This is a genomic window from Pseudomonas sp. KD5 (genome assembly GCF_012932895.1).
In the GTDB taxonomy this organism is placed as follows: Bacteria; Pseudomonadota; Gammaproteobacteria; order Pseudomonadales; family Pseudomonadaceae; genus Aquipseudomonas.
This window is the reverse complement of the sequence record NZ_JDWJ01000003.1, coordinates 371,554-395,785: the sequence shown is the minus strand read 5'-3', so window position 1 is coordinate 395,785 and position 24,232 is coordinate 371,554. Positions and strand designations below refer to the sequence as shown.

Genomic DNA, 24,232 nt, shown 5'->3' with positions numbered 1-24,232 from the left:
CACCATCAGGAGTTTCCATGACCAGCAAAATTCCCGAACCGGATCTCGATTACCTGCAAAAAGTCCTGCTGGAAATGCTCGCCATTCCCAGCCCCACCGGGTTCACCGACACCATCGTGCGGTACGTCGCCGAGCGCCTCGAAGAGCTGGGCATTCCCTTTGAAATGACCCGTCGCGGCACCATCCGCGCGACTCTCAAGGGCAAGAAGAACAGCCCGGACCGAGCAGTCTCCGCTCACCTGGATACCATTGGCGCGGCGGTTCGCGCGATCAAGGACAACGGACGCCTGACCCTGGCGCCCGTCGGCTGCTGGTCCAGCCGTTTTGCCGAGGGCAGCCGCGTCAGCCTGTTCACCGACAACGGCGTGATCCGTGGCAGCGTGTTGCCGCTGATGGCTTCCGGGCACGCGTTCAACACCGCCGTGGATGAAATGCCGATCAGCTGGGATCACATCGAATTGCGCCTGGACGCCTATTGCGCCACCCGCGCCGATTGCGATTCGCTGGGGATCAGCGTCGGCGATTTCGTCGCCTTCGACCCGTTGCCGGAGTTCACCGAAAGCGGCCACATCAGCGCCCGTCACCTCGACGACAAGGCTGGCGTTGCCGCACTGCTGGCGGCACTGAAAGCGATTATCGACAGCGGCGAAGAGTTGATGATCGACTGCCATCCGCTGTTCACCATCACCGAGGAAACCGGCAGTGGTGCGGCGGCTGCCCTGCCCTGGGATGTCAGCGAATTCGTCGGCATCGACATCGCGCCGGTCGCGCCCGGCCAGCACTCCAGCGAACACGCGGTGAGCGTGGCGATGCAGGATTCCGGCGGGCCTTATGACTATCATCTGTCGCGGCACCTGCTACGCCTGGCCGCTGACAACGAACTGCCGGCGCGTCGGGACCTGTTCCGCTATTACTTCAGCGATGCTCACTCGGCCGTCACCGCCGGCCACGACATACGCACCGCGCTGCTGGCCTTTGGTTGCGACGCCACCCACGGCTACGAACGCACCCACATCGACAGCCTCGCCGCCCTCAGCCGCCTGCTCGGCGCCTACATCCTCAGCCCGCCGGTATTCGCCAGCGATGCACAACCAGCCACGGGATCGCTGGAGCGGTTCAGTCACCAGATCGAGCACGAGACGCAGATGGAAAGCGATACCCGGGTGCCATCGGTGGATAGTCTGCTGGGACAGCGCACAGAAAGCTGAGGCGAACACTGGTGATGTGTTCATATCCGCCGTAGCATCGCGCCAATGTTTAACCGAGGTGCCTTATGCTGATCCCCCACGACCAACTTGAAGTCGACACCCTGACCCGCCTGATCGAGGATTTCGTGACCCGTGACGGCACGGACAACGGCGATGACACGCCGCTGGAAACCCGTGTATTGCGTGTCCGTCAGGCATTGACCAAGGGCCAGGCGCTGATCGTCTTCGATCCGGAAAGCGAGCAATGCCAGTTGATGCTCAAGCACGACGTGCCCAAGCACCTGTTCGACTGAGTCAACGACCTTTGGCTTTTGCCTGTTTGATCTGGATGCGCTCGTAGACTTCGGCGCGGTGTACGTTGACCTCCTGTGGCGCTTCAACACCGAAGCGCACACTGCCTCCGTTGACGGCGAGCACCCGCACGGAAATGTTGTCACCAATGGATATCAACTCGCCCACAACGCGACTGAGTACAAGCATGGCATTCATCCTTCAGGGTTACCGGCCCCTGAAGATGCCCGGCGCAGAGCGGGTCTTCAATGCAACGACCGCAAAACAGTCCCGCCCTACAATGCAGGCTGCATCACCCTGACGGACGTATCTGACAACCCGCTTGAATGAAGGACCGATCCGTCAGGAAGCGGTAAGGCGCGGGCCAAACAAAATGACGCTCGCCCCGAGTACACACAGCGCCACGCCGATCCAGTCAGAGCCCAATGGTCGAATCCGCTCGACCACCGCCAGCCAACCAACCGACGCAATGATGTAGATGCCACCGTAGGCGGCATAGGCGCGACCGGCGTAGCTCGCTTCGACCCGGGTCAGCAGTAGCGCGAATAACGTCAGGCTGAGCAAGGCCGGGATGACCCACCACACGCTTTTACCCTGGCGCAGCCACATCCAGAAAGCGAAGCAGCCGGCGATTTCGAACAGCGCGGCGAGGAAAAACCACAGGTAATTGAGCATGCAGACGTCTCGTTGGGATGGCCGGTTGGCGGCCACCCTAACGACGGTGTTGCGCACAGGCAAGTTCAGCCTGCGTTTTGTTTGGCCTTGGCGCGCATTTTGTCGGCCATCACAGTCATTTCGTTGTAGAGCAATTGCGGGTCTTTCTGTTTGATCGCCCAGGCCATACGGCCCTGTTCGTGAGGCAGGATCAAGAATTCGCCGACGGCGACCTGCTGATAGATGTAGTCGGCAATGTCAGCAGCGGTGATCGGTGAGCTCTCCAGCAATTTGCCGACCTGGGCTTTCATGGCCGGGGTCGGGCCACGGAAGGAGTCCAGTAGATTGGTCTGGAAGAACGACGGGCAAACTACATGCACGCTGACTTCCTCATGGGCCAGTTCAATCAGCAAACTTTCGGACAACGCCACCACACCTGCCTTGGCCACGTTGTAGTTGCTCATGGCCGGGCCTTGCATCAGCGCCGCCATCGAGGCGATGTTGATGATCTTGCCTTTGCTTTTCTCCAGCAGCGGCAGGAAGGCCTTGCAGCCCTTGACCACGCCCATCAGGTTGATCGCGATTTGCCAATCCCAGTCCTCCAGCGACAGTTCACTGAAGAACCCGCCCGAGGCCACACCGGCATTGTTGACGATGACATCGATACCGCCGAGTTTCTCTTCGCAGGCTTGGGCGAAGGCGGTCAACTGACTGTAGTCGCGCACATCGCAGCGCTGAATGAAGCCGTCACCGCCGGCTTCGCGCACCAACTTGAGGGTTTCCTGCAGGCCGGGCTCACTGACATCCGACAAGGCCAGCTGCCAGCCTTCACGCGCCCAGCGCAGCGCGATTTCGCGACCCAGGCCTGAGCCCGCGCCAGTGATCATCATGCGATTTTGCATAGCAAACAGCCTTGTTGTTCCGGGGAAGATGCACCGAGTGTAGCGAAGGATAATGCGCGACCCACGCTCCATCAGAGTGCTGAATGGCCAGCGATGAACCACGGCGCGGTGCGGTTGTTTCAACTTCGAGACACAGCAAAAGAAATAAACATACTTTCCAAAAACATTAAAAAAACTTGGAATTTTTCTTCATAGCCATGAGTCGGATTTTTTAAGCAGCTAGGATTAATACAAGTCCAGCTGATGGCTAAAACGCCAGGTCAAACCCACAACGCTTCCAACAAGGAAATAGACATGGGCACAATTCTTATCGTTATTCTTATCCTGTTGCTGATAGGCGGCCTGCCGGTCTTCCCGCACTCCAGAAGTTGGGGTTACGGCCCGTCCGGCATCATCGGCGTGGTGTTGGTGGTGCTGTTGATCCTGCTGTTGCTTGGCAAGATATAAAGATTTTACCGACAAAAAAAAGAGGCCCTGCGAAGGGCCTCTTTTTTATTGCGTCAATAGTTAATCCGGTTTGCCGTTAACCACACCCGCGGTGTTGTCGAGCAGGCTTTTGGTCGCCGTTTGCAGGAACGCTTCGAGCTTGAGCTTCAGCTCAGCTGTACGCGGTGCATCCGGAACGATCTCGGCGTGAGGCGTCGCACCCAGTTCGTACTGGTACATCTTCGGCGCCATTTCCTTTTCTTTCGGCAGCACCAGGATCTGGTCAGCCGTAACGATGGCGGTAGTCTGCTCGCTACCCGACGGCTTGATCACACCAAAACCGGTGTCGCCTTCAGGCAGGTTGAGCAGGTCACGCCCCCAGCACTGATGACGTACTTCGCCACCAATACGGCCCATGATGGTTGGCACGATGTCGATCTGGGTGCCCACGGTGTGGTTACGCTGGCCGAACTTTTCCTGGATGCCCGGTGCAATCATCAACATCGGTACGTTGAAGCGGCCCAGGTCCATTTCGGTGATCTGACGTTCGTTGCCAAAACCATGGTCGCCAACGATGACAAACAGGGTTTCCTTGAAGTACGGCTCCTTGCGGGCCTTTTCAAAGAATTGACCCACTGCCCAGTCCGCGTAACGCATCGCGGTCAAATGCTCGTTCAAGCTGCCGCGATCGGTTACACGTTCAACCGGCAATGGTGTCGGCAAGGCATATGGCGTGTGGTTGGACAGGGTTTGCAGCAACGCATAGAACGGCTTGCCGTTTTCCCGCGCCTTGAGCTCTACCAGACCACGGTCGAACATGTCCTGGTCGGACACGCCCCAGGTCGGGTCGGAGAACACCGGGTTCACGAAGTCGTTACGACCAATGAAGTTGGTCATGCCCTGGTTGCTGAAGAAACCCGACTGGTTGTCCCAGGCAAAATCGCCGTTGTAGACATACACGTCGCCGTAATTACGTGCGCTGAGCAGCTGCGGCAGGCCGGACAACTTGTGGCTGCCTTCCGGGGTCTGCATCAGGTATTCGAAACCCGGCAGGTTCGGGAAGCAGGCCATGGTGGCGAACATGCCCTGGTGGGTATGCGTCCCGTTGGAGAAGAAGCGATCGAACAGCAGGCCTTCTTTCGACAGTTTGTCGATGTAAGGCGTGATGTTGCCCGGTGCACCCAACGCACCCACCGAGTGACCGGCCATGCTTTCCATCAGGATCACGACGACGTTCTTGATCGGCAGGGTCTTGTCGGCCGGCGGCATGTAATCGCGACGCACCGCTGCGATATCGGCATCCACCAGTTTTTCGTCCGGCATCACCAGCATGTCACGTACGATTTGCTGAGCTTGCGGCTGTGGCAGCGTTGCCTTCCAGATATTGTCGCGATCTTCGGACATCCGGCTCTTGGCCGCCGCGATCAGCGACAGCGTGCCGTTGAGGCCCAACTGGTTGGCGAAGTTCGAGTCGGTGGTATAGACGTCACCCCAACGCAGCGGTGGGCCCTGACGCAGGGTGCCACGCGCCGCGACCACGCAGACCAACAGGCAGACCACGAACACCACGCCGCGCGCATACCACGGAGCAACCTGGCGCGTGCCGATGCTGCCACCGCTGAACGGCCCGCGAGGACGTGTGGCGCGGTCGGCCCCCTTGAACGCGAGGGTCAGAATCAACGTGCCCACACCCCAGGCCAACAGGTAGCGAACTACCGGAAAACCGTACCAGAGCATGCTCATCACGGTTTTCGGGTCTTCTTTCACATACTGGAAGACCAGGCCGTTGAGGCGCTGGTGGAACTCGCGGTAAAAGTCCATCTCCATCAGGCCGAGGAACAGCGCGATACTCGAGGCAACGGTCAACCAGAGCCGGAAGAACCCGCGGGCCGCCATGGCCCGGGCGCTGAACAGGGCCAGCAGCAGCGGAACGCTGAGGTAAACCACCAGGCGCAAGTCGAAGCGCAGGCCATTGGCGAACGCTTCCAGGAAGGTCGAAGCCGGTGTGTCGAGGATCATCGAGCGGTTATAGACCAGCAGCGCGACGCGCAGCAGGCTGAACATGACCATCATGATCAGGGCGCACAACAGCGTGTAGGCCATATGCGATTTGACGGTCGGTTGCAGCAGGCGACTAGTAGCTCGCTGCTGATTCAGGGCGTCCGGGTTTGCCATGTCGTTTTAGGACCCATTGGAAGTTGAAGTTACAAAAATACAGTGGCGCCTTGCCCTCTGTTGGCCATCCTCGGCCCCGGGGCGTGCGCGGTGCGCAAATGTTGCACGATCAACAGCGGCATTGCCATTGATTACTGCCCGACAGCCCAACTGCCGCTTGTAGCGCTCTGGGACAAGAGGGCATGGCACAAAGTTGCGGGGTTGACTCGTTGAGGCGAGAGCGAATTGTCTTGGAGACTTTGTGAAAATTTTGTTCAACGCATATCCGGAAACAAAATAAAGACAGCCCTTGGTAAAAAACGCAAACGCCCCGATCAAATCGGGGCGTTGTTCAACAGGTCGTATCAACTGGATACGCGGTTACTTCTCGGCGCGTTCTTTCAGGGCTTTGAGAGTATTGAACGGTGCATCGACCACGAACTTGTTGGCCAACCACGACGGCACGCTGCCGCCTGGATCGGTGTGGACCTGATACGTCACTTCGACTTGATCGCCTTTGGGCACGAACTTCCAGAAACCCTTGACCTGGGCAACCCGTACAAAACCTTTTTCTTCCGGAAGGTACTTCGGCTGCCCTTCCAGCTCTCGGGTCAGGCTGCCATCGGCGCCGTCAACGGTGGTGACATGCAATACCGAATCGCGAGAAGTCACCGGCCACGGTGTATTGAACTGAGTGTAGGTCCAGCTCTGGTTGCCTTCATGCTTGAGCAGCTTCTGGACCTTGCACTCGTGAATCCAGGCGCAGGCTCCCGGAACATCTTCCTGCAGTGCACGCAGTTTGGCCATGGTGGTCTTCATGATCGTTACACCACGGTAAGCCTTGTATTGGGAACCGGCCACCTCACTCAAGGACACCTTGATGCCGTCTTCGTCCTTGGCGGTTTTCCAGTCTTCGGCCTGGGCCGTGGAGGCCAGCAAAACCGTCAAACCACACAGCACAGCGATACGATGCAGCGAACCCATAGTCTTATTCCTTATTGTTGAAGTTCCGTTCGTTGAACACATCACGCGGCCGTCATTTGCTCCCACCAGCCCAGCAATTTGATCGCTTCGTCGCTGCTGCTTCCGCAAACCTCGACATCGGCCTCAAATGCCGAACACACCGCGGGGCGTTCCGGCTTGCCGAAAATGCTGCACAGGTTATCGGCAGACAGTTGTACGCATCGTTCTCCGGCGGCTTTGCCATTGGGCATGCCGGGAATCGGTGAACTGATGGAAGGGGCAATGCAACAGGCGCCACAGCCTTCACGGCATCTCATGACGACAAGCTCCTCGCGACGAGCAATGTGTTAAAGGGACGTGGCACAGAGTAACGGCTAAAACAGTTGTTTTAAATTACCCGGGCCCGGGTTTTTACGCTCAAACGAACGTGACTGACCAGTCTCCGACAAAGCGTCTGTTGCGCGGGTCACGAACAGGGGGAAATTTACTGCTTGAACTCGAATTCCAGCGCCGCGCCTTCAACGTCCCGGCGCTCTTCATTGCGCCGCTGCAGCTGCATTTCGTTGCTGATCAGGCGACCGTTCAGCTGAAACGGACTGCTTTTGCCACCGAACATTTGCGGCAACACCGCATCGTGTGGAGGCAACGGTACCGTGCCGACCGGTTTCAATTCATCGACCTTATCCTTGGGCAAGCTCAAGTCGAGATTGGCGGGAGGGAGTTTGGTCTTCAGCGCTTCACTGGCTGGTTTTGACTTGGAAGCAATGGGAGAACGCTTTTTGACCGGTGCAGCCTTTTTTTTGACCGGAGCGTTTTTTATAGCCGTCACCGGTTTTTTCGCGGTTGCGGCGGCTGTCGGTTTTTCCTGAACGGAAGCCGCCATGACACCTTCCGCATGACAAGTCATCAACAGGCAGATCAATAACCAGACAGAAGGAAAAATCGGCTTCATGGACCCAACGGCGCGAACGGCAGAAGGTTATATGCTCGCCTGTTGGAGGCGACAAGACAAGCGGGCAGTTCATAACTGCCCCGCAAGTCAAAAACCGCTCGTTGTCTCCTGACACAGTTGCGTCGCCAGCAGCCCCAGTGTCATCAATGCACGCTCGGCCTCGCGGTTCCAAGGGATGCCGCAGTTCAGCCGAATGCAGTGATTGAATTGCTCGGTGTTACTGAAAATAAGCCCCGGCGCAATGCTGATGCCCTGCTGCAGCGCACGCACATGCAACTCTTGCGTATTGACCCGCCCCGGCAGACTGACCCACAGAATGAAACCGCCGGTAGGTCGGGTCATCTGTGTGCCTTCCGGGAAGTACTGCTGCACTGCCAGTTGGAAAGCGCTGAGGTTCTTGCGGTACTCCTGACGGATATAACGCAAATGCCGGTCGTACCCGCCGTTCTCCAGATAGGCCGCAATGCCCATTTGCGTGACACTGCAGGCCGAATGCGTGCTGAAGGTCTGCAAGCGCTGGATTTCCTGCTGGTACTTGCCGGCAATCATCCAGCCGATCCGCACGCCGGGCGACAGGGTTTTGGAGAAGCTGGAGCAATAAATCACCCGATCCAGCCGGTCATAGGCCTTGAGCGATTTGGTGCGGCCCTGCTCGAACATCAGCTCGCCGTAAATATCGTCTTCGACAATCTGGATATCGAAATCCGAGGCCAGGCGCAGCAGTTGTTTCTGCCGCTCTTCAGGCATGGTGCCGCCCAAGGGATTGCTCAGGCGCGTGGTCAGCACCAGAGCCTTGATCGACCACTGGTTAGCCGCCAGTTGCAAGGCTTCGAGGCTCATGCCGGTGGCCGGATCGCTGGGGATCTCGATGACTTTCAGCCCCAGCAGGTCGGCCAGTTGCAGCAAACCGTAATAGGTCGGCGACTCGGCGGCGATCAGATCGCCCGGCCGGGTCAATACGCGCAGAGACATCTGCAACGCATCGACGCAGCCGTGGGTGATTACCACTTCCGACGGATCGACCACCACGCCAGCGTCGCGCATGCGGATCGCCACTTGCCGACGCAACGGCTCGAAACCAGGGCTGAACATATAGCTGAACGCGCGCGGGCTATGGAAACGGGTGACTTTGGCCAGTTGCTGATGCAGTGCCCGCACCGGCAGATAATCGACACTCGGTACAGCCGCGCCCAACGGGAACACGCCTTCGCGGCGGGATTCGACCAGGACTTGCTGAATGATGCTGCTGCGGGTGACCAGGCCTGGGCGCTCGACCCGGGCGATGTCCGGGGTCGGTGCCGTCAGGGCGGGCGTCTGGTGCACGTAGTAACCGGATTGCGGCCGGGCACGGATCAGCCCTTGATCTTCAAGGTTGGCGTAGGCCTGCAACACCGTCGCATGGCTGACATTGAGCTGCGAGCTCATCTTGCGCACTGAAGGCACGCGCTCGCCCGGTTGATAGACACCGCGGCGGATATCTTCGGCCAGTTGCTGAGCAATACGTTGATAGAGCAAGAGATTGGTCATGACGCAGCACTCGATTTCACGGGCATTTTATTCTTGTGTGAAACAATACCGGAACAGTTTAGAAGTGTACTGGGACAGTTAATACAATAGTCGACCATACAGTGCGGTGTCAGCAAAAACTGTACTGTTTTACGATGCATTTGACGGGCGCAAAAAAACCCGGCGCTGCTGAGCAGGCCGGGTTTTTCCAGTGACGCAGCCCTTAACGAGCCGCGCCGAGCTGGCCTTTTTCGTCGGAGAACACAATTTCCACCCGACGGTTCTGTGCACGGCCGCGCTCGGAAGCGTTGGCGTCCACCGGGTATTCATCGCCGTACCCTTCAACCTGGATGCGTTTGTCGTCGATGCCCAGGTCCGTCAATACGTCAGCTACCGATTGCGCCCGGTCGCGGGACAGCTTGAGGTTTTCCTGTTTACCGCCAGTGCTGTCGGTGTAACCCTCGATCCGCACCACACGCTTGGGGTTGAGCTGCAGGAACTGGACGATCTTCAGCACCACGCGGTTCGCCGAGCTCTTCAGCTCCGCCTCACCGGTATCGAACAGCACGTCACCCAGGGTCATCACCAGACCACGGTCAGTCTGGGTGGTCGCCAGCGCCACGATCTGCTCTTCGAGCCACTTGCCCTGTTGCTGCACGCTGAGCAACTTGGACTCACGCAGCGCCAATTGCAGGCGCTGACGCTCGAGTTCGAGCTTCGCTGCGCGCTCTTCGTTGAGCACTTGATTGGTGTGTTCCCGGGCGATTTCGCTGTAGCGCTGGCTCAGGTAGGCGTAATGCGCCACGTCCGAACCGCTGCCCCAGTAGCTGGACAGTCGATCGGCGCGGGCCAGGGACTCGCCGGCACGGATCACGTCCTTGGGCGCGATACGCAACACGTTGGAGTCTTCCTTGACCTTCTGGAAGTCGGCACCGGCCTGCTGCAACGCAGCCTCGCTGTGTTGACCGGCGCAGCCATAAAGGCTTGCGCAGCCAGCCAGGATCAAGCCGCCGAGTGCTTTGGTCTTCAGGTTCATTGGGCATCTCCCAGTTGCTTGCGCAGGCGGGTGATGCGGGTATTGAGCACGTTCAACTGCTCCTCGCTCTTGTGGGTCAGGACCCGGGCTTCGGCCAGGCGCGCGTCCAGCTCGGCCTGCTCGGCCCGCATGCGCGCATTCTTGAAGGACTGGTCGGCCATGTTGCCCTTGGCCCGGTTGAACTTGTCCTGGGCCAGTTTCAGCTCCGGCACTTCCTCGGCGGTAGCGCCCACGGCCTTGGCTTGTTCGAGGGCCTGTTCGGTCAGGCGTATTTGTTCATTCGGCGCCGGATCGGCTGCACAACCCGCCAGAGCCAGAACGGCCAGGGCAGCGAAAAGAGGTCGAATACTCACTAAAAATCCCTACTGTTTTGGGGTACTGACAGGGTTTGGCTGCGGTTGTGAGCCTTGCGCTTTCCAACGCTCGATATTGCGCAGCAACGCAGCTTCCGTCAGTCCGGACGCGGGCAATTCTGTCATCTTTTTAGCCAGCTGTCCGCGCAACCAAGGATCGTTACAGGCGGAGTTATGGGAAACCGCGAGGTACAGGCCGGGTTTGTCGATGGGTTGTGGGTGGGCCATCAAGTCATTGGCCATTCCCAGCGTTTGCACCATGGCCATGCCCGAGTAGCGACCGGCGAGGACAAATTCCACCTCGCCCAGCAGCAATTTCTGAAAGGCCTGAGTCAGATTGGGTGTGCGCACGAGGGTCAATTGCTGCTCGGCGAAAGTGCCGAATGAAGGGGTCACTCGAGCCTTTTCCGACAACGCGCCGGGATGACCGTGGAGGTCCTGCGCTTCGTTGTAAACCAATAACGAGTCGTTGCGAGTCCAGACCAGATAATCGTTTTCCAGCAGCGCAGGATGGATGTAATCCAGATTTTCCAGTTCTGTGACCATCAACGGCGCATCGGCCAGCATGTCCATGCGCCCGCTACGCACTTCATCCAGGGCCTGGGAGCGTTTGCCGGCGTACAGCAGCTCAACCTTGATGCCCAACTCCCCCGCCACTTGCTGCAACAAATCAGCACTGGCGCCGATCAGATGCTTGGGGTTTTGCGGGTCTTGCCACAGGTACGGCGGCGCGTCGGGACTGCCGGTCACTATCAAGCGTTCGCATTTGCCTGCAGCGCTGGACAGCCCCGGCATCAGCGCCAGACTTAAACACAACCCTGGCAAAAAAGAGCAGCCAAACCAGTGGCGCAGATCCATGGCAACACTCTCCCCACTCAAATCCGGAACAAAAAAAAGCCCGACCAAAAGGCCGGGCTCTTTATAAGTCAAGCCGCCGGATTAGACCAGCTTCTCGAACTCAGGGATGGCTTCGAACAGGTCTGCCACCAGGCCATAATCGGCCACTTGGAAGATCGGCGCTTCTTCGTCCTTGTTGATCGCCACGATCACTTTGGAGTCTTTCATGCCAGCCAGGTGCTGGATCGCGCCGGAGATACCAACGGCGATGTACAGCTGTGGCGCAACGATCTTGCCGGTCTGACCGACCTGCATGTCGTTGGGTACGAAACCTGCGTCAACCGCAGCGCGCGAAGCACCGACGGCAGCGCCCAGTTTGTCGGCCAGGGCGTACAGGTGTTTGAAGTTGTCGCCGTTCTGCATGCCACGACCACCGGAAACGACGATCTTGGCAGCGGTCAGTTCCGGACGATCGGACTTGGCCAGTTCTTCGTTGACGAAGCTGGAAGTGCCGGCGTTGTGAACAGCGGCAACCGCTTCAACGGCGGCGGAACCACCTTCGGCAGCCACCGGGTCGAAACCGGTAGCACGCACGGTGATCACTTTCACTGCAGCATTCGATTGCACAGTAGCGATGGCGTTACCGGCGTAGATCGGGCGCTTGAAGGTATCGGCGCTTTCTACCGAGATGATCTCGGAGATCTGGTCAACGTCCAGCTGAGCGGCGACGCGCGGCAGGATGTTTTTGCCGTTGGAAGTGGCGGCAGCCAGGATGTGGCTGTAGCCCTTGCCCAACTCGGCTACCAGTGGAGCAACGTTTTCCGGCAGCTGATGCGCGTAAGCAGCATTGTCAGCGTTCAGGACTTTGCTCACGCCAGCGATTTTCGCAGCGGCTTCAACCACGGCGCCGGCGCCCTGGCCTGCAACCAGAACGTGGATGTCGCCACCGATCTTGGCGGCAGCAGCAACGGTGTTCAGCGTGGCCGGGGCCAGCACTTTGTTGTCGTGTTCGGCGATTACCAAGATAGTCATGATTAGATTACCTTCGCTTCGTTTTTCAGTTTCTCGACCAGTTCAGCCACCGACTTGACCTTGATACCCGCGCTGCGTGCAGCTGGCGCTTCGACTTTCAGGGTCTTGTTGGTGGAGGCGGTGGAAACGCCCAAAGCGTCCGGAGTCAGCACTTCGAGAGGCTTCTTCTTGGCTTTCATGATGTTTGGCAGGGACGCGTAGCGCGGCTCGTTCAAACGCAGGTCGGTGGTGACGATGGCCGGCAGTTTCAGGGAAACCGTCTGCGCGCCGCCGTCGATTTCGCGGGTCACGGCAACTGTATCGCCGGTCACTTCGACTTTCGACGCGAATGTGCCCTGACCGTAGCCGCTCAATGCCGCGAGCATCTGGCCAGTCTGGTTGTTGTCGCTGTCGATGGCTTGTTTGCCGAGGATCACCAGCTGTGGCTGCTCCTTGTCGACCACTGCCTTGAGCAGCTTGGCCACGGCCAGGGAAGTCAGATCTTCAGCGGATTCGACGAGGATGGCGCGGTCGGCACCCAGAGCCAGCGCGGTGCGCAGTTGCTCTTGGGCGGTGGATGGGCCGATGGAGACGACGACGATTTCAGTCGCCACGCCTTTCTCTTTCAGACGTACGGCTTCTTCCACTGCGATTTCGCAGAACGGGTTCATCGACATCTTGACGTTGGCGAGGTCGACGCCGGAATTGTCCGCCTTGACGCGAACCTTGACGTTGTAATCCACAACGCGTTTGACAGCTACAAGAACCTTCATGGATTCCTCGTTACTCTCCGGTGAAAAGAAAGTCGCCTAGGCGAACCTGGCGGTTGATGCTCATCGGCGCAAGGGCACCTCTAAAAACGCTGGCAGGTGTATCGGGTGAACCTTGCTCACGAGGCTGATGACCGTTCGTCAGTGGTGACCGATAAGTCATTCATTACCGCGACGTGTAAACTGCGCGCGATACCTGCGCGGCGCTTCACCTTGTACTGCCATCGCCCTGTCTTTAGAGGTGCTCTTGGAACCTGTATTCAGCCTACGGCGAGCGCAAAACCGCCCGTATCTTGACCGGAACACCTATTCCGGTCAATACGGCAAAATGGCCAGTCATAAGCCGCGTGACTTTGATTTATCTGGCTTTGAGCCGATTCAAACAAACGTTTGTATTGGACGCTAAGAGTGGTGTAGATATAATGCGCCACCCAGAGAGAAAGGTGGTTCATCGATTGTCCTCTGTGCCGCACTGTGGGGAATTCATGAATGCGACACCTAACCTCCAATTAGAAAAAAAACTGTTGAGCCTTGAGTAGGAGATAGCCTGTGGAACGCGAATACATGGAATTCGACGTGGTCATCGTCGGTGCCGGCCCCGCTGGCCTGTCCGCCGCCTGCCGTTTGAAGCAGAAGGCCGCCGAAGCCGGTAAGGAAATCAGCGTCTGCGTGGTCGAAAAAGGCTCCGAAGTCGGCGCTCATATCCTGTCCGGTGCCGTGTTCGAACCACGGGCCCTGAACGAACTGTTCCCAGACTGGAAAGAACTCGGCGCGCCGCTGAACACGCCAGTCACCCGCGATGACATCTTCGTTCTGAAAAACGCTGACAGCGCGCAGAAGATTCCAGACTTCTTTGTGCCCAAGACCATGCACAACGAAGGCAACTACATCATCTCCCTGGGCAACCTGTGCCGCTGGCTGGCCCAGCAGGCCGAAAACCTGGGCGTGGAAATCTACCCGGGCTTCGCCGCCCAGGAAGCGCTGTTCGACGAGAACGGCGTGGTGCGCGGGATCATCACCGGCGATCTGGGCGTTGACCGCGAAGGCAATCCGAAGGAAGGCCTGTACACCCCAGGCATGGAACTGCGTGCCAAGTACACGCTGTTCGCCGAAGGTTGCCGCGGCCACATCGGCAAGCAGCTGATCAAGCGTTTCAACCTCGACAGCGAAGCCGACGCCCAGCATTACGGCATCGGCCTGAAAGAAATCTGGGAAATCGACCCGGCCAAGCACCAGCCAGGCCTGGTGGTCCACACCGCCGGCTGGCCGCTGGACATCATGGGCACCGAGAACACCGGGGGCTCGTTCCTCTATCACCTGGAAAACAACCAGGTGGTGGTCGGTCTGATCGTCGATCTTTCCTACAGCAACACCTTCCTGTCGCCATTCGATGAATTCCAGCGTCTCAAGCATCACCCGGTGCTCAAGCAATACCTGGAAGGCGGCAAGCGCGTCAGCTACGGCGCTCGCGCCATCTGCAAAGGCGGCCTGAACTCGCTGCCGAAAATGGTCTTCAAGGGCGGCGCGCTGATCGGTTGCGACCTCGGCACCCTGAACTTCGCCAAGATCAAGGGCAGCCACACGGCGATGAAGTCCGGCATGCTCGCCGCTGACGCCGTGGCCGACGCGCTGTTCGCCGATCTGGACGGCACGCAAGAGCTGACCACTTATGTCGAAGCGTTCAAGAAGAGCTGGCTCTACGACGAACTGTTCGCCAGCCGCAACTTCGGCCCGGCGATGCACAAGTTCGGCCCGATCCTCGGCGCTGGCTTCAACTGGATCGACCAGAACATCTTCGGCGGCAAACTGCCGTTCACCCTGCACGACACCAAGCCGGATTACGCGTGCCTGAAACTGGCGGCCGACTGCAAGAAGATCGACTACCCGAAACCGGACGGCAAGATCAGCTTCGACAAACTCAGCTCGGTGTTCATCTCCGGTACCAACCACGAAGAAGAGCAGCCGTGCCATCTGAAGCTGGCCGACGCGAGCATCCCGATCAGCAAGAACCTGCCGCTGTACGATGAACCTGCCCAGCGTTACTGCCCGGCCGGCGTGTACGAAGTGGTCACCCAGGAAGACGGCGAGAAGCGCTTCCAGATCAACGCCCAGAACTGCGTTCACTGCAAGACCTGCGACATCAAGGATCCTGCACAGAACATCACCTGGGTGGCACCGGAAGGCGCCGGCGGCCCGACTTACCCGAACATGTAAGTCGATCGCTTGAACAACAAGGCTCCCTGAACGGGGGCCTTTTTGTTGCCCGCAATTCAAGCGTCACCACAAGAACCTGTGGATCAGGCAGCGCGCTCATCCCCCGGATTACGCTCGAAGTAGCGCTTGTACTCACGGCTGAACTGCGACGTGCTCTGATACCCCACCCGATGCGCCACCTGGGCCACGCCCAATCCTTCGCCCTGCAGCAAGCGCTGGGCCTTGAGCAAACGCAAACGCTTCAGATACTGCACTGGCGACAACAAGGTGCAGCGTTTGAAATGCTCATGAAACGTCGACGCGCTCATGTTCGCGCAACTGGCCAGGGCGTCGACGTTCAGCGGCTCGGTGTAATGCGCATGCAGATGGCTCAGAGAGGCCGCGATCCGGGCGAACTGCCCCTGTTGCTCCACCAGCGCCCGCAATACATCGGCTTGCGGCCCACGCAAGGCGACGAACAACAACTCACGCAATCGCGCCTGTCCCATAACCTGGCTCTCCAGCGGGTCGTGCAGACAGCGCAACAGCCGTTCAACACAACCACGCATCGCATCATCGAGCACCGCCGAAGTCATGGACTCTGGCGTCTGCGCCGCGATATAGCGCCCCGACGCCAGCCCCATTGCCAGCACCAACTCACCGAGCAACACCCGGTCAATGGCGATGGAAATGCCCAGCATCGGGCCATCGGGCGCGGAAAACGTCTCGCACTCGAACGGCACCGGCAGCGCCTGAATCAAATAATGCCCGGCACCGTATTCCAGAGTACGCGACCCCAGATACGCCAACTTGCTGCCCTGGGCGATGATGACCAGGCTTGGCTCGTAGATTTGCGGACCACGGGCCAAATCACAACTGGCCCGCAAAATCTGCACGCCCGGCAACGCGGTAGGCGTGAAACCATCGCGGGTGGTCAGCGGCTGGATCAGCGAAACCAGCGTGGCATTGGCATCGAGATGACGGGTCAACAACATGGAGAGCTCTTCACAAAAAAGTCGCGAAAAAAGGGATGAAAACATCATCGCAGGTCTGAACGCCAATGCGGCCAATCAACGGCGCATACCGGAGGATTAGGCATGACACCCGGAGGAATCGCCATGGCCGGCCACCCGTGCGGTGCCCAGAATGGCTCGCCTCACCTGTCACTGCTTTGCGAGGTTCACCATGTACACCGCCATCGGATACGCCGCTCAGTCGCCCACCACTCCCCTCGCCCCGATGAAATTCGAACGCCGCAGTCCACGGGCCGACGACGTCGCAATCGAGATTCTCTACTGCGGCGTCTGCCATTCCGACATCCACCAGGCGCGCAACGAGTGGGGCATTGCGGTTTACCCGCTGATGCCCGGCCATGAGATCGTCGGCAAAGTGACCGCCGTCGGCGCGAACGTTACTAAACACAAAGTCGGCGATCTGGTCGGCGTCGGTTGCATGGTCGACTCGTGCCGCCATTGCGAAGCCTGCCAGGCCGATCTGGAGCAATACTGCCTCGAAGGCCCGACCATGACGTACGCCACCCCGGACCGGGTCGATGGCAGCAACACGATGGGCGGTTACTCCGACAGCATCGTGGTCAGCGAGCACTTTGTCGTGCGCATCCCGGAGAAGCTCGACCTGGCCAGCGCCGCGCCGATTCTATGTGCCGGCATCACCACCTACTCGCCGCTCAAGCACTACGGCGTGAAGGCCGGTGACAAGGTCGGGATTCTTGGCATGGGCGGTCTCGGTCACATGGGGATCAAGTTCGCCAAGGCGATGGGCGCTGAGGTGACCTTGTTCACCCGCTCGGCGAGCAAGGCTGAAGAAGGTCGTCGCCAAGGCGCGGACCACGTGATCGTGTCCACCGATGCCGAACAGATGAAGGCCGCCGCCGGACAATTCGACTTCCTGCTGGACACCATTCCGGTGCAGCACGACCTCAACCCCTACCTCGATACCCTGCGTTTCGACGGCGTGCACATTCTGGTGGGCTTGATCGAGCCGATCGATCCGCCGGTGCATGCTGCCAAACTGGTATTGGGTCGTCGCATGCTGGCCGGCTCACTGATCGGTGGCATCGCCGAAACCCAGGAAGTGCTGGATTTCTGTGCCGAGCACGGCATCTCCTGCGACATCGAAATGCTCGACATCCGCCAGATCAACGAGGCTTACACCCGCATGATCGCCGGTGACGTGAAATACCGCTTCGTGATCGACATGGCGACGCTGAAACTCTAAACCTTCAGGCCCAATTCCGCCGACAGCCGGGCTGTGACCCCTTTGATCTGGGGAATCAGCTCGGCCATTTTTTCCAGTGGCATGTACGGCACGGTGCTGGCGATGCTGATGCCGGCGACAATGCGCTTGCTGGCATCGCGGATCGGTGCCGCCACGCAGCGAATCGACGGTTCGTTATCCTCCAGGTCGAAGGCATAGCCGCCGGCCACGTACTCGATCATGCGCTGCTGAAACTGCTCCCAGGATTGCTCCGGGTGCTGCGGCCAGAACTGATTTTTCCCACCCACCGGCAAGCTGATTTCATACAGCCGTTGCCATTCTTCCTGCGAGTCATCAAGCATCAGCGCCTTACCAATCCCGGTACGCGCCAACGGCATGCGATGGCCGACCCGCGAACGCATTTCCGGGCCATTGCGCCCCGGATTCTTGAGCAGGTACAGCACCTCGTCGCCTTCACGAATCGCCAGGTGAATGGTGTCGCCGGTCAACGCCGACAACTCATCCAGATACGGCCCGGCCAGCGTCACCAACGGCAGCTCTTCGCGCGCCTGAAAACCCAGCTCGATCAGTTTCGGCCCCAGCAGATAGCCCACCTGCGGCACTACCCGCAGATAACGCTCGTCCACCAGGCAACTGGCCAGACGATGGGTGGTGCTGCGCGTGGTGCCGATCAGCCGGGCAATTTCCTTGAGATCGCGGGCGCCACTGGCCACCGCCTGCACCACACCCAGGCCACGAAGCAGTGTCTGGGTGCCGGTCGGCGCGGCGTCCTTGGCGATTTTTGGGGCGTCTTCCTGCATATCCAGCCTTTACCGTTGAGCGAGGGAACGGGCGGCATTATGGTCGCCCGACGGCTGCGACTACAACTTGATACGCTCGACCTTGCCCACCAGCAACACGTAGGACAGCGCGCCCAGCAACGCCAGAACCGAGATATAGGTGATCGCCGGAGCAAACGAATCACCGGAGGCAAGGAAACCGATGACGATCGGCGTGGTGATCGCCGCCAGGTTGCCGATGAAATTGAACACCCCACCAGTCAGCCCGAGCAACCGCGCTGGAGCCAGGGTTGACACCAGCGACCAGGTGATCGAGGCCAGACCGTTGCCGAAGAAAGCCAGCGCGAGGAAGGCGATCACCAGCGGCGTCGACTCGACGAAGTTGGCGCCGATGATCGAAGTGGAAATCAGCAGTCCGCCAATGATCGGTAGCTTGCGGGCGAAGCCTACGGTGTAGCCGCGACGGATCAAAAAATCCGAGAAGAACCCCGAGCACAGCACGCCGACAAACGCTGCGAGAAACGGCAGCGACGCCAGCAAGCCAGACTTGATGAAGTCCATGCCGCGATATTTCACCAGGTAAGTCGGGAACCATGTCAGGAAGAACCATAAAGTCGAATTGAGGCAGAACTGGCCGAGGTAAATGCCCCACAACTTGCGCTTGCTCAGGACAATCCCGAGGTCGACCCAGCTGAATTTCGCCTTGGCCCTGGCGGCTTCGGCCTGAATATCAACCAACCCGCCGCCCTCGCGGATCAGCTCGATTTCCGCGTCGTTGGCGCCCTTGAAATCCCGTGGTTCGCGATACACCGCGTACCAAATCACCGCCCAAAGGATGCCCACCACACCGGTGCTGACAAACACCATGTGCCAGCCATATTGGTGTTGCAGCCAGGCAAGCACCGGCGTCAGGAACGCCAGGCCGACGAACTGCCCGGAGGTGTAGAAACCGATGGCTGTGGCGCGTTCGCGCTCGGGGAACCAGGTTGTCACTACGCGGCTGTTGATCGGGTACGCCGGCGCTTCCAGGGCACCGACCGCCATGCGCAGCACGAACAATGCGATAAAACTGGCGGCGAAACCGAGCATCACCGTGGCCAGCGACCACAGCAGCAATGCAACGCTATAGAGAATGCGCGGCGGCACCCGGTCCACCAGCCAGCCGCCGGGGATCTGCATGGCGGCGTAGGTCCAGCCGAATGCGGAAAAAATCAGCCCGACATGAATCGGATCGATGCCCAGGTCGCTGGTCAACGCCGGGGCGGCAATGGACAGGTTGCTGCGATCCAGATAGTTGATCACCACCGTGATGAACAACAGGACCATGATGAAAAATCGCTTGCGACTGGGCGTCACCAACGACGCCTGCCCGGTGAGGGTTTGCGGTTGCATGGGGGTGCCTCTTCTTATGTTTATTGAGGTCATGGTGTTTGATCGTTCCTACGCTCTGCGTGGGAACGATCACCGCGCGAGTATCACCACTCGGCAAAACTGCCATCGGCATGGCGCCAGATCGGATTGCGCCAGCGGTGGCCGACGGCGGCGCGTTCGATCACGTATTCCTCGTTGATCTCGATGCCCAGGCCCGGCCCATTGGGGATCTTCACGAAGCCTTTGTCGTAGTCGAACACGCGCGGGTCTTTCACGTAATCGAGCAGGTCATTGCTCTCGTTGTAATGGATGCCCAGGCTCTGTTCCTGAATGAACGCGTTGTAGCAAACCGCATCCAGTTGCAGGCACGCCGCCAGGGCAATCGGTCCCAGCGGGCAATGCAGCGCCAGCGCCACGTCGTAGGCTTCGGCCATGTTGGCGATCTTGCGGGTTTCGGTGATGCCGCCCGCGTGGGACGCATCAGGCTGGATAATGTCGACATAGCCTTCGCTAAGCACACGCTTGAAATCCCAACGCGAGAACAACCGCTCACCAAGAGCAATCGGTGTGCTGGTCAGCGGCGCCAGCTCCTTCAGCGCTTCGTAGTTTTCACTGAGCACTGGTTCTTCAATGAACATCAGTTTGTACGGGTCGAGTTCCTTCATCAGCACCTTGGCCATCGGCTTGTGTACCCGACCATGGAAGTCCACGCCGATGCCGACATTCGGGCCGACCGCATCGCGCACGGCGGCAACGTTGGCCAGCGCCAGGTCGACTTTCTCGAAGGAATCGAGGAATTGCAGCTCTTCGGTGCCGTTCATTTTCACTGCGGTGAAACCACGGCTGACCGCTTCTTTCGCGGCGCGAGCAGTGTCCGCCGGGCGATCACCACCGATCCACGAATAAACCCGGATCTTGTCCCGCACCTGACCGCCCAACAGATCGCTGACCGACACTCCCAGCGCCTTGCCCTTGATGTCCCACAGCGCCTGGTCGATACCGGCCAGCGCGCTCATGTGGATAGCCCCGCCTCGATAGAAGCCGCCACGGTAGAGCACGGTCCAGATGTCTTCGATGTTGCGTGGGTCTTTGCCGATCAGGTAGTCGGACAATTCCTCAACCGCAGCGGCAACGGTGTGCGCGCGGCCTTCGACCACGGGCTCGCCCCAACCGGTCACGCCCTCGTCGGTCTCGACCTTGAGGAAGCACCAGCGCGGCGGAACGATGAAGGTGGTGAGTTTGGTGATTTTCATCTCTATTGTCTCTCTTGTAGATGCAGCGCTCACAGCGCCAGAAAGTCTTAACGCAGAGCGTTCCATGCAGCGACATATGCCTTGGCGCGCACCGCTACTTCGTCAGCCGTCATGCCCGGTTTGAACAACCCGGAACCGAGACCGAAACCTTTGACGCCGGCCTCGACAAACACCTGCATGTTGTCTGGCGTAATCCCGCCCACCGGCACCAGCACCGTCCCCGCCGGCAACACCGCCAGCCAGGCTTTCACTACGGCTGGGCCCATCTGCTCGGCCGGGAACATCTTCAGCACATCCGCCCCTTCGGCCAGGGCTGCAAAGGCTTCGGTCGGCGTTGCCACGCCCGGCGACAAGAACAGCCCTGCTGCCTTCGCCGCGCGCAACACTTTGGCATCGCTGTGGGGCATGACGATCACCTGGCCGCCCGCCGCTTTCACCTGCTCGACCTGTTCCGGCGTCAACACCGTGCCCGCGCCGATCAGGCAGTCGGCGGGTAATGTGCTGCGCAGGATGCGGATACTTTCGTACGGCTCGGGGGAGTTAAGCGGCACTTCGATGACGCGAAATCCGGCTGAATACAGGACTTCGCCGACGGCTGCCGCCTCTTGCGGACGCAGGCCACGCAAGATCGCGATCAGACCGTTTTGTGCCAATGCTTGCTTGAGCATGTCAGACCTCCAGTCAGGTTTAACGGGATGGGTTTGCAGTGACCAGTCCGGCGGCTACCGCCAACTGCCACAAGCCGCGTTCGGTGGCCTGCTCGGCCAGGGTCACCCGGGTAAAACCGCAGGCGTCGAGCGCCCGGCTGTAGCGAGTGCAGAGTTGGGCATTGCCGATAAGGATGATCGAGGGCAGGTGCACGCTATTGCGTCGACGCCGCTGAACATTGGCCAGGGCCGACAGTTCATGGCCGATCAGCAGGCCGGACAGATAGTCCGGCTGAGCGGTGGCGCTCAGCTCGCCGGTCAGCCCCAGGCTGCGGGCACTGAACAACGTCGACAGCGGCCCGATCTCGCCGTCCGCCGACAGCGCCACTTGCACGCCACGGTCAAAAGCATCGCCATCAAAAGCCCCGCCGCGCTGCTGAGTGCGCCCCAGAATGCTGTGTTCACTGAGCACGGCAAAGACTTCGCCGGTCATGAAGGTATCGAAATGCACAATGCAGCCGTCGGCCACTTGCACCCATTTCGAATGGCTGCCCGGCAGGCCGATCAACAGATCGCTACCCGCCTCGCCCGGCAGATTCTGCAATACGCCGAGGACCTGGGTTTCCTCGCCACGCATGACGTTGGGCAAGTGCGAACGCTGAATCACCCCCGGCACGATGTGCACATCGACACCGCGAAGACTGCGAACGGTTTGTAGGGAAGTTCCGAGATTGGCGACGTTCGCCGGCGTGTCGCAGTAGGCCGCTTCGCGCCAGCCCTGAGCGCTGCCGACCATGCCACAGGCAATCACCGGTACATCGGGCTGCGCGTCGAGCCAGTCACCGCAAGCCTCGTCGAAGGCCAGTTCAAAACCGTCGGCGCACGCCTGACCGGCGATGGTTCGCGGCGTCTTGGGCAACTGCATGATCCCGGACGACAGCGCACGCTGTTCCAGCACCTGGCCACCGAAGCCGAGTTTGTAAGCACGTAATGAGGTTGTCCCCCAATCGAGCGCGATCAATTGCGCCAGCATCGCTTCACCTGTTTTGTTTTTTGGCAGTGAGTGAGCTGGACTATAAACCTGGACGATGGATAATCTCAATATATAAATATCAATCCCATATATTGAGACTCGACAAAAAAAAGATCGCAGCCTTCGGCAGTTCCTACAGATTCGATGTACGCCCGCAATATCGCGGTCGAAACACAGTCCCGTGCAGGAGCTGCCGAAGGCTGCGATCTTTTAGAGGATCAATGACCGGCGGCAAAATCCCTTAGCACCGCCCCGTCCATCCGATACCGCACCCACTCTTCCTGCGGTTGTGCGCCGAGGGATTTGTAGAATTCAATCGCCGGTTTGTTCCAGTCCAGCACGCTCCATTCGAAACGGCCGCAGTCGTTGGCGCAGGCGATTTTTGCCAGGTGGCGTAGCAAGGTTTTACCGGCGCCACCGCCGCGTTGTTCAGGGGTGATGTAGAGGTCTTCGAGGTACAGGCAATTGCTGCCCAGCCAGGTGGAATAGCTGAAGAAGAACACCGCGAAGCCGATCGGCAGGCCATCGCGCAGGCAGATCAGGCCATGGGCGGTGGCGCCTTCGCTGAACAGACTGCGCTCGATGTCGGCGACGCTGGCGATGACTTCGTGGCGGGCACGTTCGAAGTCGGCCAGTTCAGTGATGAACGCGAGGATTTGCGGAGCATCGCTGGGGGTTGCCGGGCGGATTTCGATCGTCATGGACGTGCCTTGTCAAAAGTTGAAAACGCCATACTAAGTCCGCGCGCGGCGCTCGTCACATTTGAAAGCAATGTGGCGAGGGAGCTTGCTCCCGCTCGGCTGCAAAGCAGTCGCAAAAACTGGCGACGCGGGTCTAATTGAAATACCGTGCCGTCTGGGGTCGGGGCTGCTGCGCAGCCCAACGGGAGCAAGCTCCCTCGCCACAAAAGCGCTTTCATACTTAGGACATTTATGAGCACCGCTGCTTTCGCACCTTTGCAGAATCTGGCTTCTGAACTGCTGCCCCATGCGCTGGAACCTGGCGAGGACGGTGCTCACGATCTGTCGCACTTGCAACGGGTATGGCACAACGTGCGCACGCTTCATGCTGAAGAAAGCGGTGATCTTGAAGTGCTGCTGGCCGCCGTGCTGTTGCACGATTGCGTGGCGGTGGAGAAGAACTCGCCGCTGCGTTCCCAGGCGTCGCGGCTGGCGGCGCAGAAAGCGTCGACAGTGCTGACAGCCATGGATTGGCCTGACGCAAAAATCACCGCGGTCGTCCATGCCATTGAGGCCCATAGCTTCAGCGCCAACATCACACCCACGACCCTCGAAGCCCGAATCATCCAGGACGCCGACCGCCTCGACTCGCTTGGCATGCTCGGCGTGGCGCGTACCTTCTACATAGCCGGGCGCATGGGCAGCGCGCTGTACGATCCTGTGGACCCGGAGGCAAACGAGCGGGACTACGACGACAAACGCTTTTGCCTCGATCATTTCCAGACCAAGCTGCTGCACCTGGCGGACGGCTTCCAAACGACCACCGGCCAGCGTCTGGCACAGGTTCGCCATCAACGTTTGAAGGGATTCATGGAGCTGTTCAAGGAAGAAATCGGCGTCGGCTGAGGAGCCAGGGCCACACCGCTCGTCGTTCATCAGGCACCAATCCAGATCGTGGATGGACCAATATCGGGT

Annotated in this window: 26 protein-coding genes; 6 read left to right on the top strand and 20 right to left on the bottom strand. The window is 59.4% G+C overall.

What is annotated here, in order from left to right; translation table 11 throughout:
- Nucleotides 1-17: 17 nt before the first annotated feature.
- Both AF70_RS08855 and AF70_RS08850 read left to right on the top strand, forming a co-directional pair.
- Nucleotides 18-1,208: an osmoprotectant NAGGN system M42 family peptidase gene (locus tag AF70_RS08855; protein ID WP_028938963.1), complete on the top strand. Its 1,191-nt coding sequence runs from the start codon at nucleotides 18-20 to the stop codon at nucleotides 1,206-1,208.
- A 65-nt stretch (nucleotides 1,209-1,273) separates the two neighbouring features.
- Nucleotides 1,274-1,501: a YheU family protein gene (locus AF70_RS08850; RefSeq protein ID WP_003199186.1), complete on the top strand. Its 228-nt coding sequence runs from the start codon at nucleotides 1,274-1,276 to the stop codon at nucleotides 1,499-1,501.
- 1 nt (nucleotide 1,502) lies between these two features.
- On the opposite strand, the gene csrA is transcribed toward AF70_RS08850, so the two are convergent.
- The 3 genes from csrA to AF70_RS08835 all read right to left on the bottom strand — a co-directional run bounded on the left by csrA (nucleotide 1,503) and on the right by AF70_RS08835 (nucleotide 3,055).
- The gene (gene csrA, locus AF70_RS08845; protein ID WP_028938962.1) at nucleotides 1,503-1,688 is read right to left on the bottom strand and encodes a carbon storage regulator CsrA; all 186 of its coding nucleotides are present in this window, start codon (nucleotides 1,686-1,688) and stop codon (nucleotides 1,503-1,505) included.
- 153 nt (nucleotides 1,689-1,841) lie between these two features.
- Nucleotides 1,842-2,174, bottom strand: a complete 333-nt coding sequence (locus AF70_RS08840) for a YnfA family protein (RefSeq protein ID WP_019650473.1) — start codon at nucleotides 2,172-2,174, stop codon at nucleotides 1,842-1,844.
- A 65-nt stretch (nucleotides 2,175-2,239) separates the two neighbouring features.
- The gene (locus AF70_RS08835; protein ID WP_028938961.1) at nucleotides 2,240-3,055 is read right to left on the bottom strand and encodes an SDR family oxidoreductase; all 816 of its coding nucleotides are present in this window, start codon (nucleotides 3,053-3,055) and stop codon (nucleotides 2,240-2,242) included.
- A gap of 288 nt (nucleotides 3,056-3,343) precedes the next feature.
- Between AF70_RS08835 and AF70_RS08830 the strand changes: the two genes are divergently transcribed.
- Nucleotides 3,344-3,502 carry a DUF3309 family protein gene (locus AF70_RS08830; RefSeq protein ID WP_172901242.1) on the top strand — a complete coding sequence of 53 codons (159 nt, stop codon included), beginning with the start codon at nucleotides 3,344-3,346 and terminating at the stop codon, nucleotides 3,500-3,502.
- 60 nt (nucleotides 3,503-3,562) lie between these two features.
- Here the strand turns inward: AF70_RS08830 and AF70_RS08825 are convergent, their stop codons facing one another.
- The 10 genes from AF70_RS08825 to AF70_RS08780 form a co-directional block, all read right to left on the bottom strand.
- Nucleotides 3,563-5,656, bottom strand: coding sequence for an LTA synthase family protein (locus AF70_RS08825; RefSeq protein WP_028938960.1), 2,094 nt, complete (start codon nucleotides 5,654-5,656; stop codon nucleotides 3,563-3,565).
- A gap of 360 nt (nucleotides 5,657-6,016) precedes the next feature.
- The gene (locus tag AF70_RS08820) at nucleotides 6,017-6,619 is read right to left on the bottom strand and encodes an START domain-containing protein (protein ID WP_019582606.1); all 603 of its coding nucleotides are present in this window, start codon (nucleotides 6,617-6,619) and stop codon (nucleotides 6,017-6,019) included.
- Nucleotides 6,620-6,660: 41 nt separating this feature from the next.
- Nucleotides 6,661-6,915 carry a YkgJ family cysteine cluster protein gene (locus tag AF70_RS08815; RefSeq protein ID WP_019582607.1) on the bottom strand — a complete coding sequence of 85 codons (255 nt, stop codon included), beginning with the start codon at nucleotides 6,913-6,915 and terminating at the stop codon, nucleotides 6,661-6,663.
- 167 nt (nucleotides 6,916-7,082) lie between these two features.
- Nucleotides 7,083-7,550, bottom strand: coding sequence for a hypothetical protein (locus tag AF70_RS08810; protein ID WP_028938959.1), 468 nt, complete (start codon nucleotides 7,548-7,550; stop codon nucleotides 7,083-7,085).
- 87 nt (nucleotides 7,551-7,637) lie between these two features.
- Nucleotides 7,638-9,077 (bottom strand): PLP-dependent aminotransferase family protein, encoded by a 1,440-nt coding sequence (locus AF70_RS08805; RefSeq protein WP_018929883.1) that lies wholly within the window; start codon nucleotides 9,075-9,077, stop codon nucleotides 7,638-7,640.
- A gap of 202 nt (nucleotides 9,078-9,279) precedes the next feature.
- Nucleotides 9,280-10,092: an OmpA family protein gene (locus AF70_RS08800; protein ID WP_018929884.1), complete on the bottom strand. Its 813-nt coding sequence runs from the start codon at nucleotides 10,090-10,092 to the stop codon at nucleotides 9,280-9,282.
- Nucleotides 10,089-10,445 carry a DUF4398 domain-containing protein gene (locus AF70_RS08795; protein ID WP_018929885.1) on the bottom strand — a complete coding sequence of 119 codons (357 nt, stop codon included), beginning with the start codon at nucleotides 10,443-10,445 and terminating at the stop codon, nucleotides 10,089-10,091. Before AF70_RS08795 ends, AF70_RS08800 begins: the two co-directional genes overlap by 4 nt.
- 9 nt (nucleotides 10,446-10,454) lie before the next feature.
- Nucleotides 10,455-11,303 (bottom strand): ABC transporter substrate-binding protein, encoded by an 849-nt coding sequence (locus AF70_RS08790; RefSeq protein WP_028938958.1) that lies wholly within the window; start codon nucleotides 11,301-11,303, stop codon nucleotides 10,455-10,457.
- Between the two features lie 81 nt (nucleotides 11,304-11,384).
- A complete protein-coding gene (locus tag AF70_RS08785; RefSeq protein WP_019582611.1) occupies nucleotides 11,385-12,314 on the bottom strand; it encodes an electron transfer flavoprotein subunit alpha/FixB family protein in 930 nt (309 codons plus the stop codon).
- Between the two features lie 2 nt (nucleotides 12,315-12,316).
- The gene (locus tag AF70_RS08780) at nucleotides 12,317-13,066 is read right to left on the bottom strand and encodes an electron transfer flavoprotein subunit beta/FixA family protein (protein ID WP_028938957.1); all 750 of its coding nucleotides are present in this window, start codon (nucleotides 13,064-13,066) and stop codon (nucleotides 12,317-12,319) included.
- A gap of 546 nt (nucleotides 13,067-13,612) precedes the next feature.
- Between AF70_RS08780 and AF70_RS08775 the strand changes: the two genes are divergently transcribed.
- Entirely contained in the window at nucleotides 13,613-15,277 is a 1,665-nt protein-coding gene (locus tag AF70_RS08775; protein ID WP_028938956.1) for an electron transfer flavoprotein-ubiquinone oxidoreductase, read from the top strand.
- Between the two features lie 83 nt (nucleotides 15,278-15,360).
- Here AF70_RS08775 and AF70_RS08770 read toward each other — a convergent pair whose 3' ends face one another.
- Nucleotides 15,361-16,251, bottom strand: coding sequence for an AraC family transcriptional regulator (locus AF70_RS08770; RefSeq protein WP_028938955.1), 891 nt, complete (start codon nucleotides 16,249-16,251; stop codon nucleotides 15,361-15,363).
- A gap of 190 nt (nucleotides 16,252-16,441) precedes the next feature.
- On the opposite strand from AF70_RS08770, the gene AF70_RS08765 reads away from it, so the two are divergent.
- Complete coding sequence (locus AF70_RS08765) at nucleotides 16,442-17,494, top strand: NAD(P)-dependent alcohol dehydrogenase (protein ID WP_019582753.1); 1,053 nt, start codon at nucleotides 16,442-16,444, stop codon at nucleotides 17,492-17,494.
- On the opposite strand, the gene AF70_RS08760 is transcribed toward AF70_RS08765, so the two are convergent.
- The 6 genes from AF70_RS08760 to AF70_RS08735 form a co-directional block, all read right to left on the bottom strand.
- A complete protein-coding gene (locus tag AF70_RS08760) occupies nucleotides 17,491-18,294 on the bottom strand; it encodes an IclR family transcriptional regulator (protein WP_028938954.1) in 804 nt (267 codons plus the stop codon). The genes AF70_RS08765 and AF70_RS08760 overlap by 4 nt on opposite strands.
- Nucleotides 18,295-18,354: 60 nt before the next feature.
- Nucleotides 18,355-19,665 (bottom strand): MFS transporter, encoded by a 1,311-nt coding sequence (locus tag AF70_RS08755; RefSeq protein WP_019650464.1) that lies wholly within the window; start codon nucleotides 19,663-19,665, stop codon nucleotides 18,355-18,357.
- Nucleotides 19,666-19,748: 83 nt separating this feature from the next.
- A complete protein-coding gene (gene dgoD / locus AF70_RS08750; protein ID WP_007903915.1) occupies nucleotides 19,749-20,897 on the bottom strand; it encodes a galactonate dehydratase in 1,149 nt (382 codons plus the stop codon).
- A gap of 47 nt (nucleotides 20,898-20,944) precedes the next feature.
- On the bottom strand, nucleotides 20,945-21,565 hold the full coding sequence (locus AF70_RS08745; RefSeq protein WP_018926189.1) for a 2-dehydro-3-deoxy-6-phosphogalactonate aldolase: 621 nt from the start codon (nucleotides 21,563-21,565) through the stop codon (nucleotides 20,945-20,947).
- A 19-nt stretch (nucleotides 21,566-21,584) separates the two neighbouring features.
- Nucleotides 21,585-22,577: a 2-dehydro-3-deoxygalactonokinase gene (locus tag AF70_RS08740; protein WP_028938953.1), complete on the bottom strand. Its 993-nt coding sequence runs from the start codon at nucleotides 22,575-22,577 to the stop codon at nucleotides 21,585-21,587.
- 218 nt (nucleotides 22,578-22,795) lie between these two features.
- Nucleotides 22,796-23,278, bottom strand: a complete 483-nt coding sequence (locus AF70_RS08735; RefSeq protein WP_019582750.1) for a GNAT family N-acetyltransferase — start codon at nucleotides 23,276-23,278, stop codon at nucleotides 22,796-22,798.
- A 231-nt stretch (nucleotides 23,279-23,509) separates the two neighbouring features.
- Here AF70_RS08735 and AF70_RS08730 point away from each other — a divergent pair, with 231 nt between their 5' ends.
- Nucleotides 23,510-24,163, top strand: a complete 654-nt coding sequence (locus AF70_RS08730) for an HD domain-containing protein (RefSeq protein WP_019582749.1) — start codon at nucleotides 23,510-23,512, stop codon at nucleotides 24,161-24,163.
- The last annotated feature ends 69 nt before the right edge of the window (nucleotides 24,164-24,232 follow it).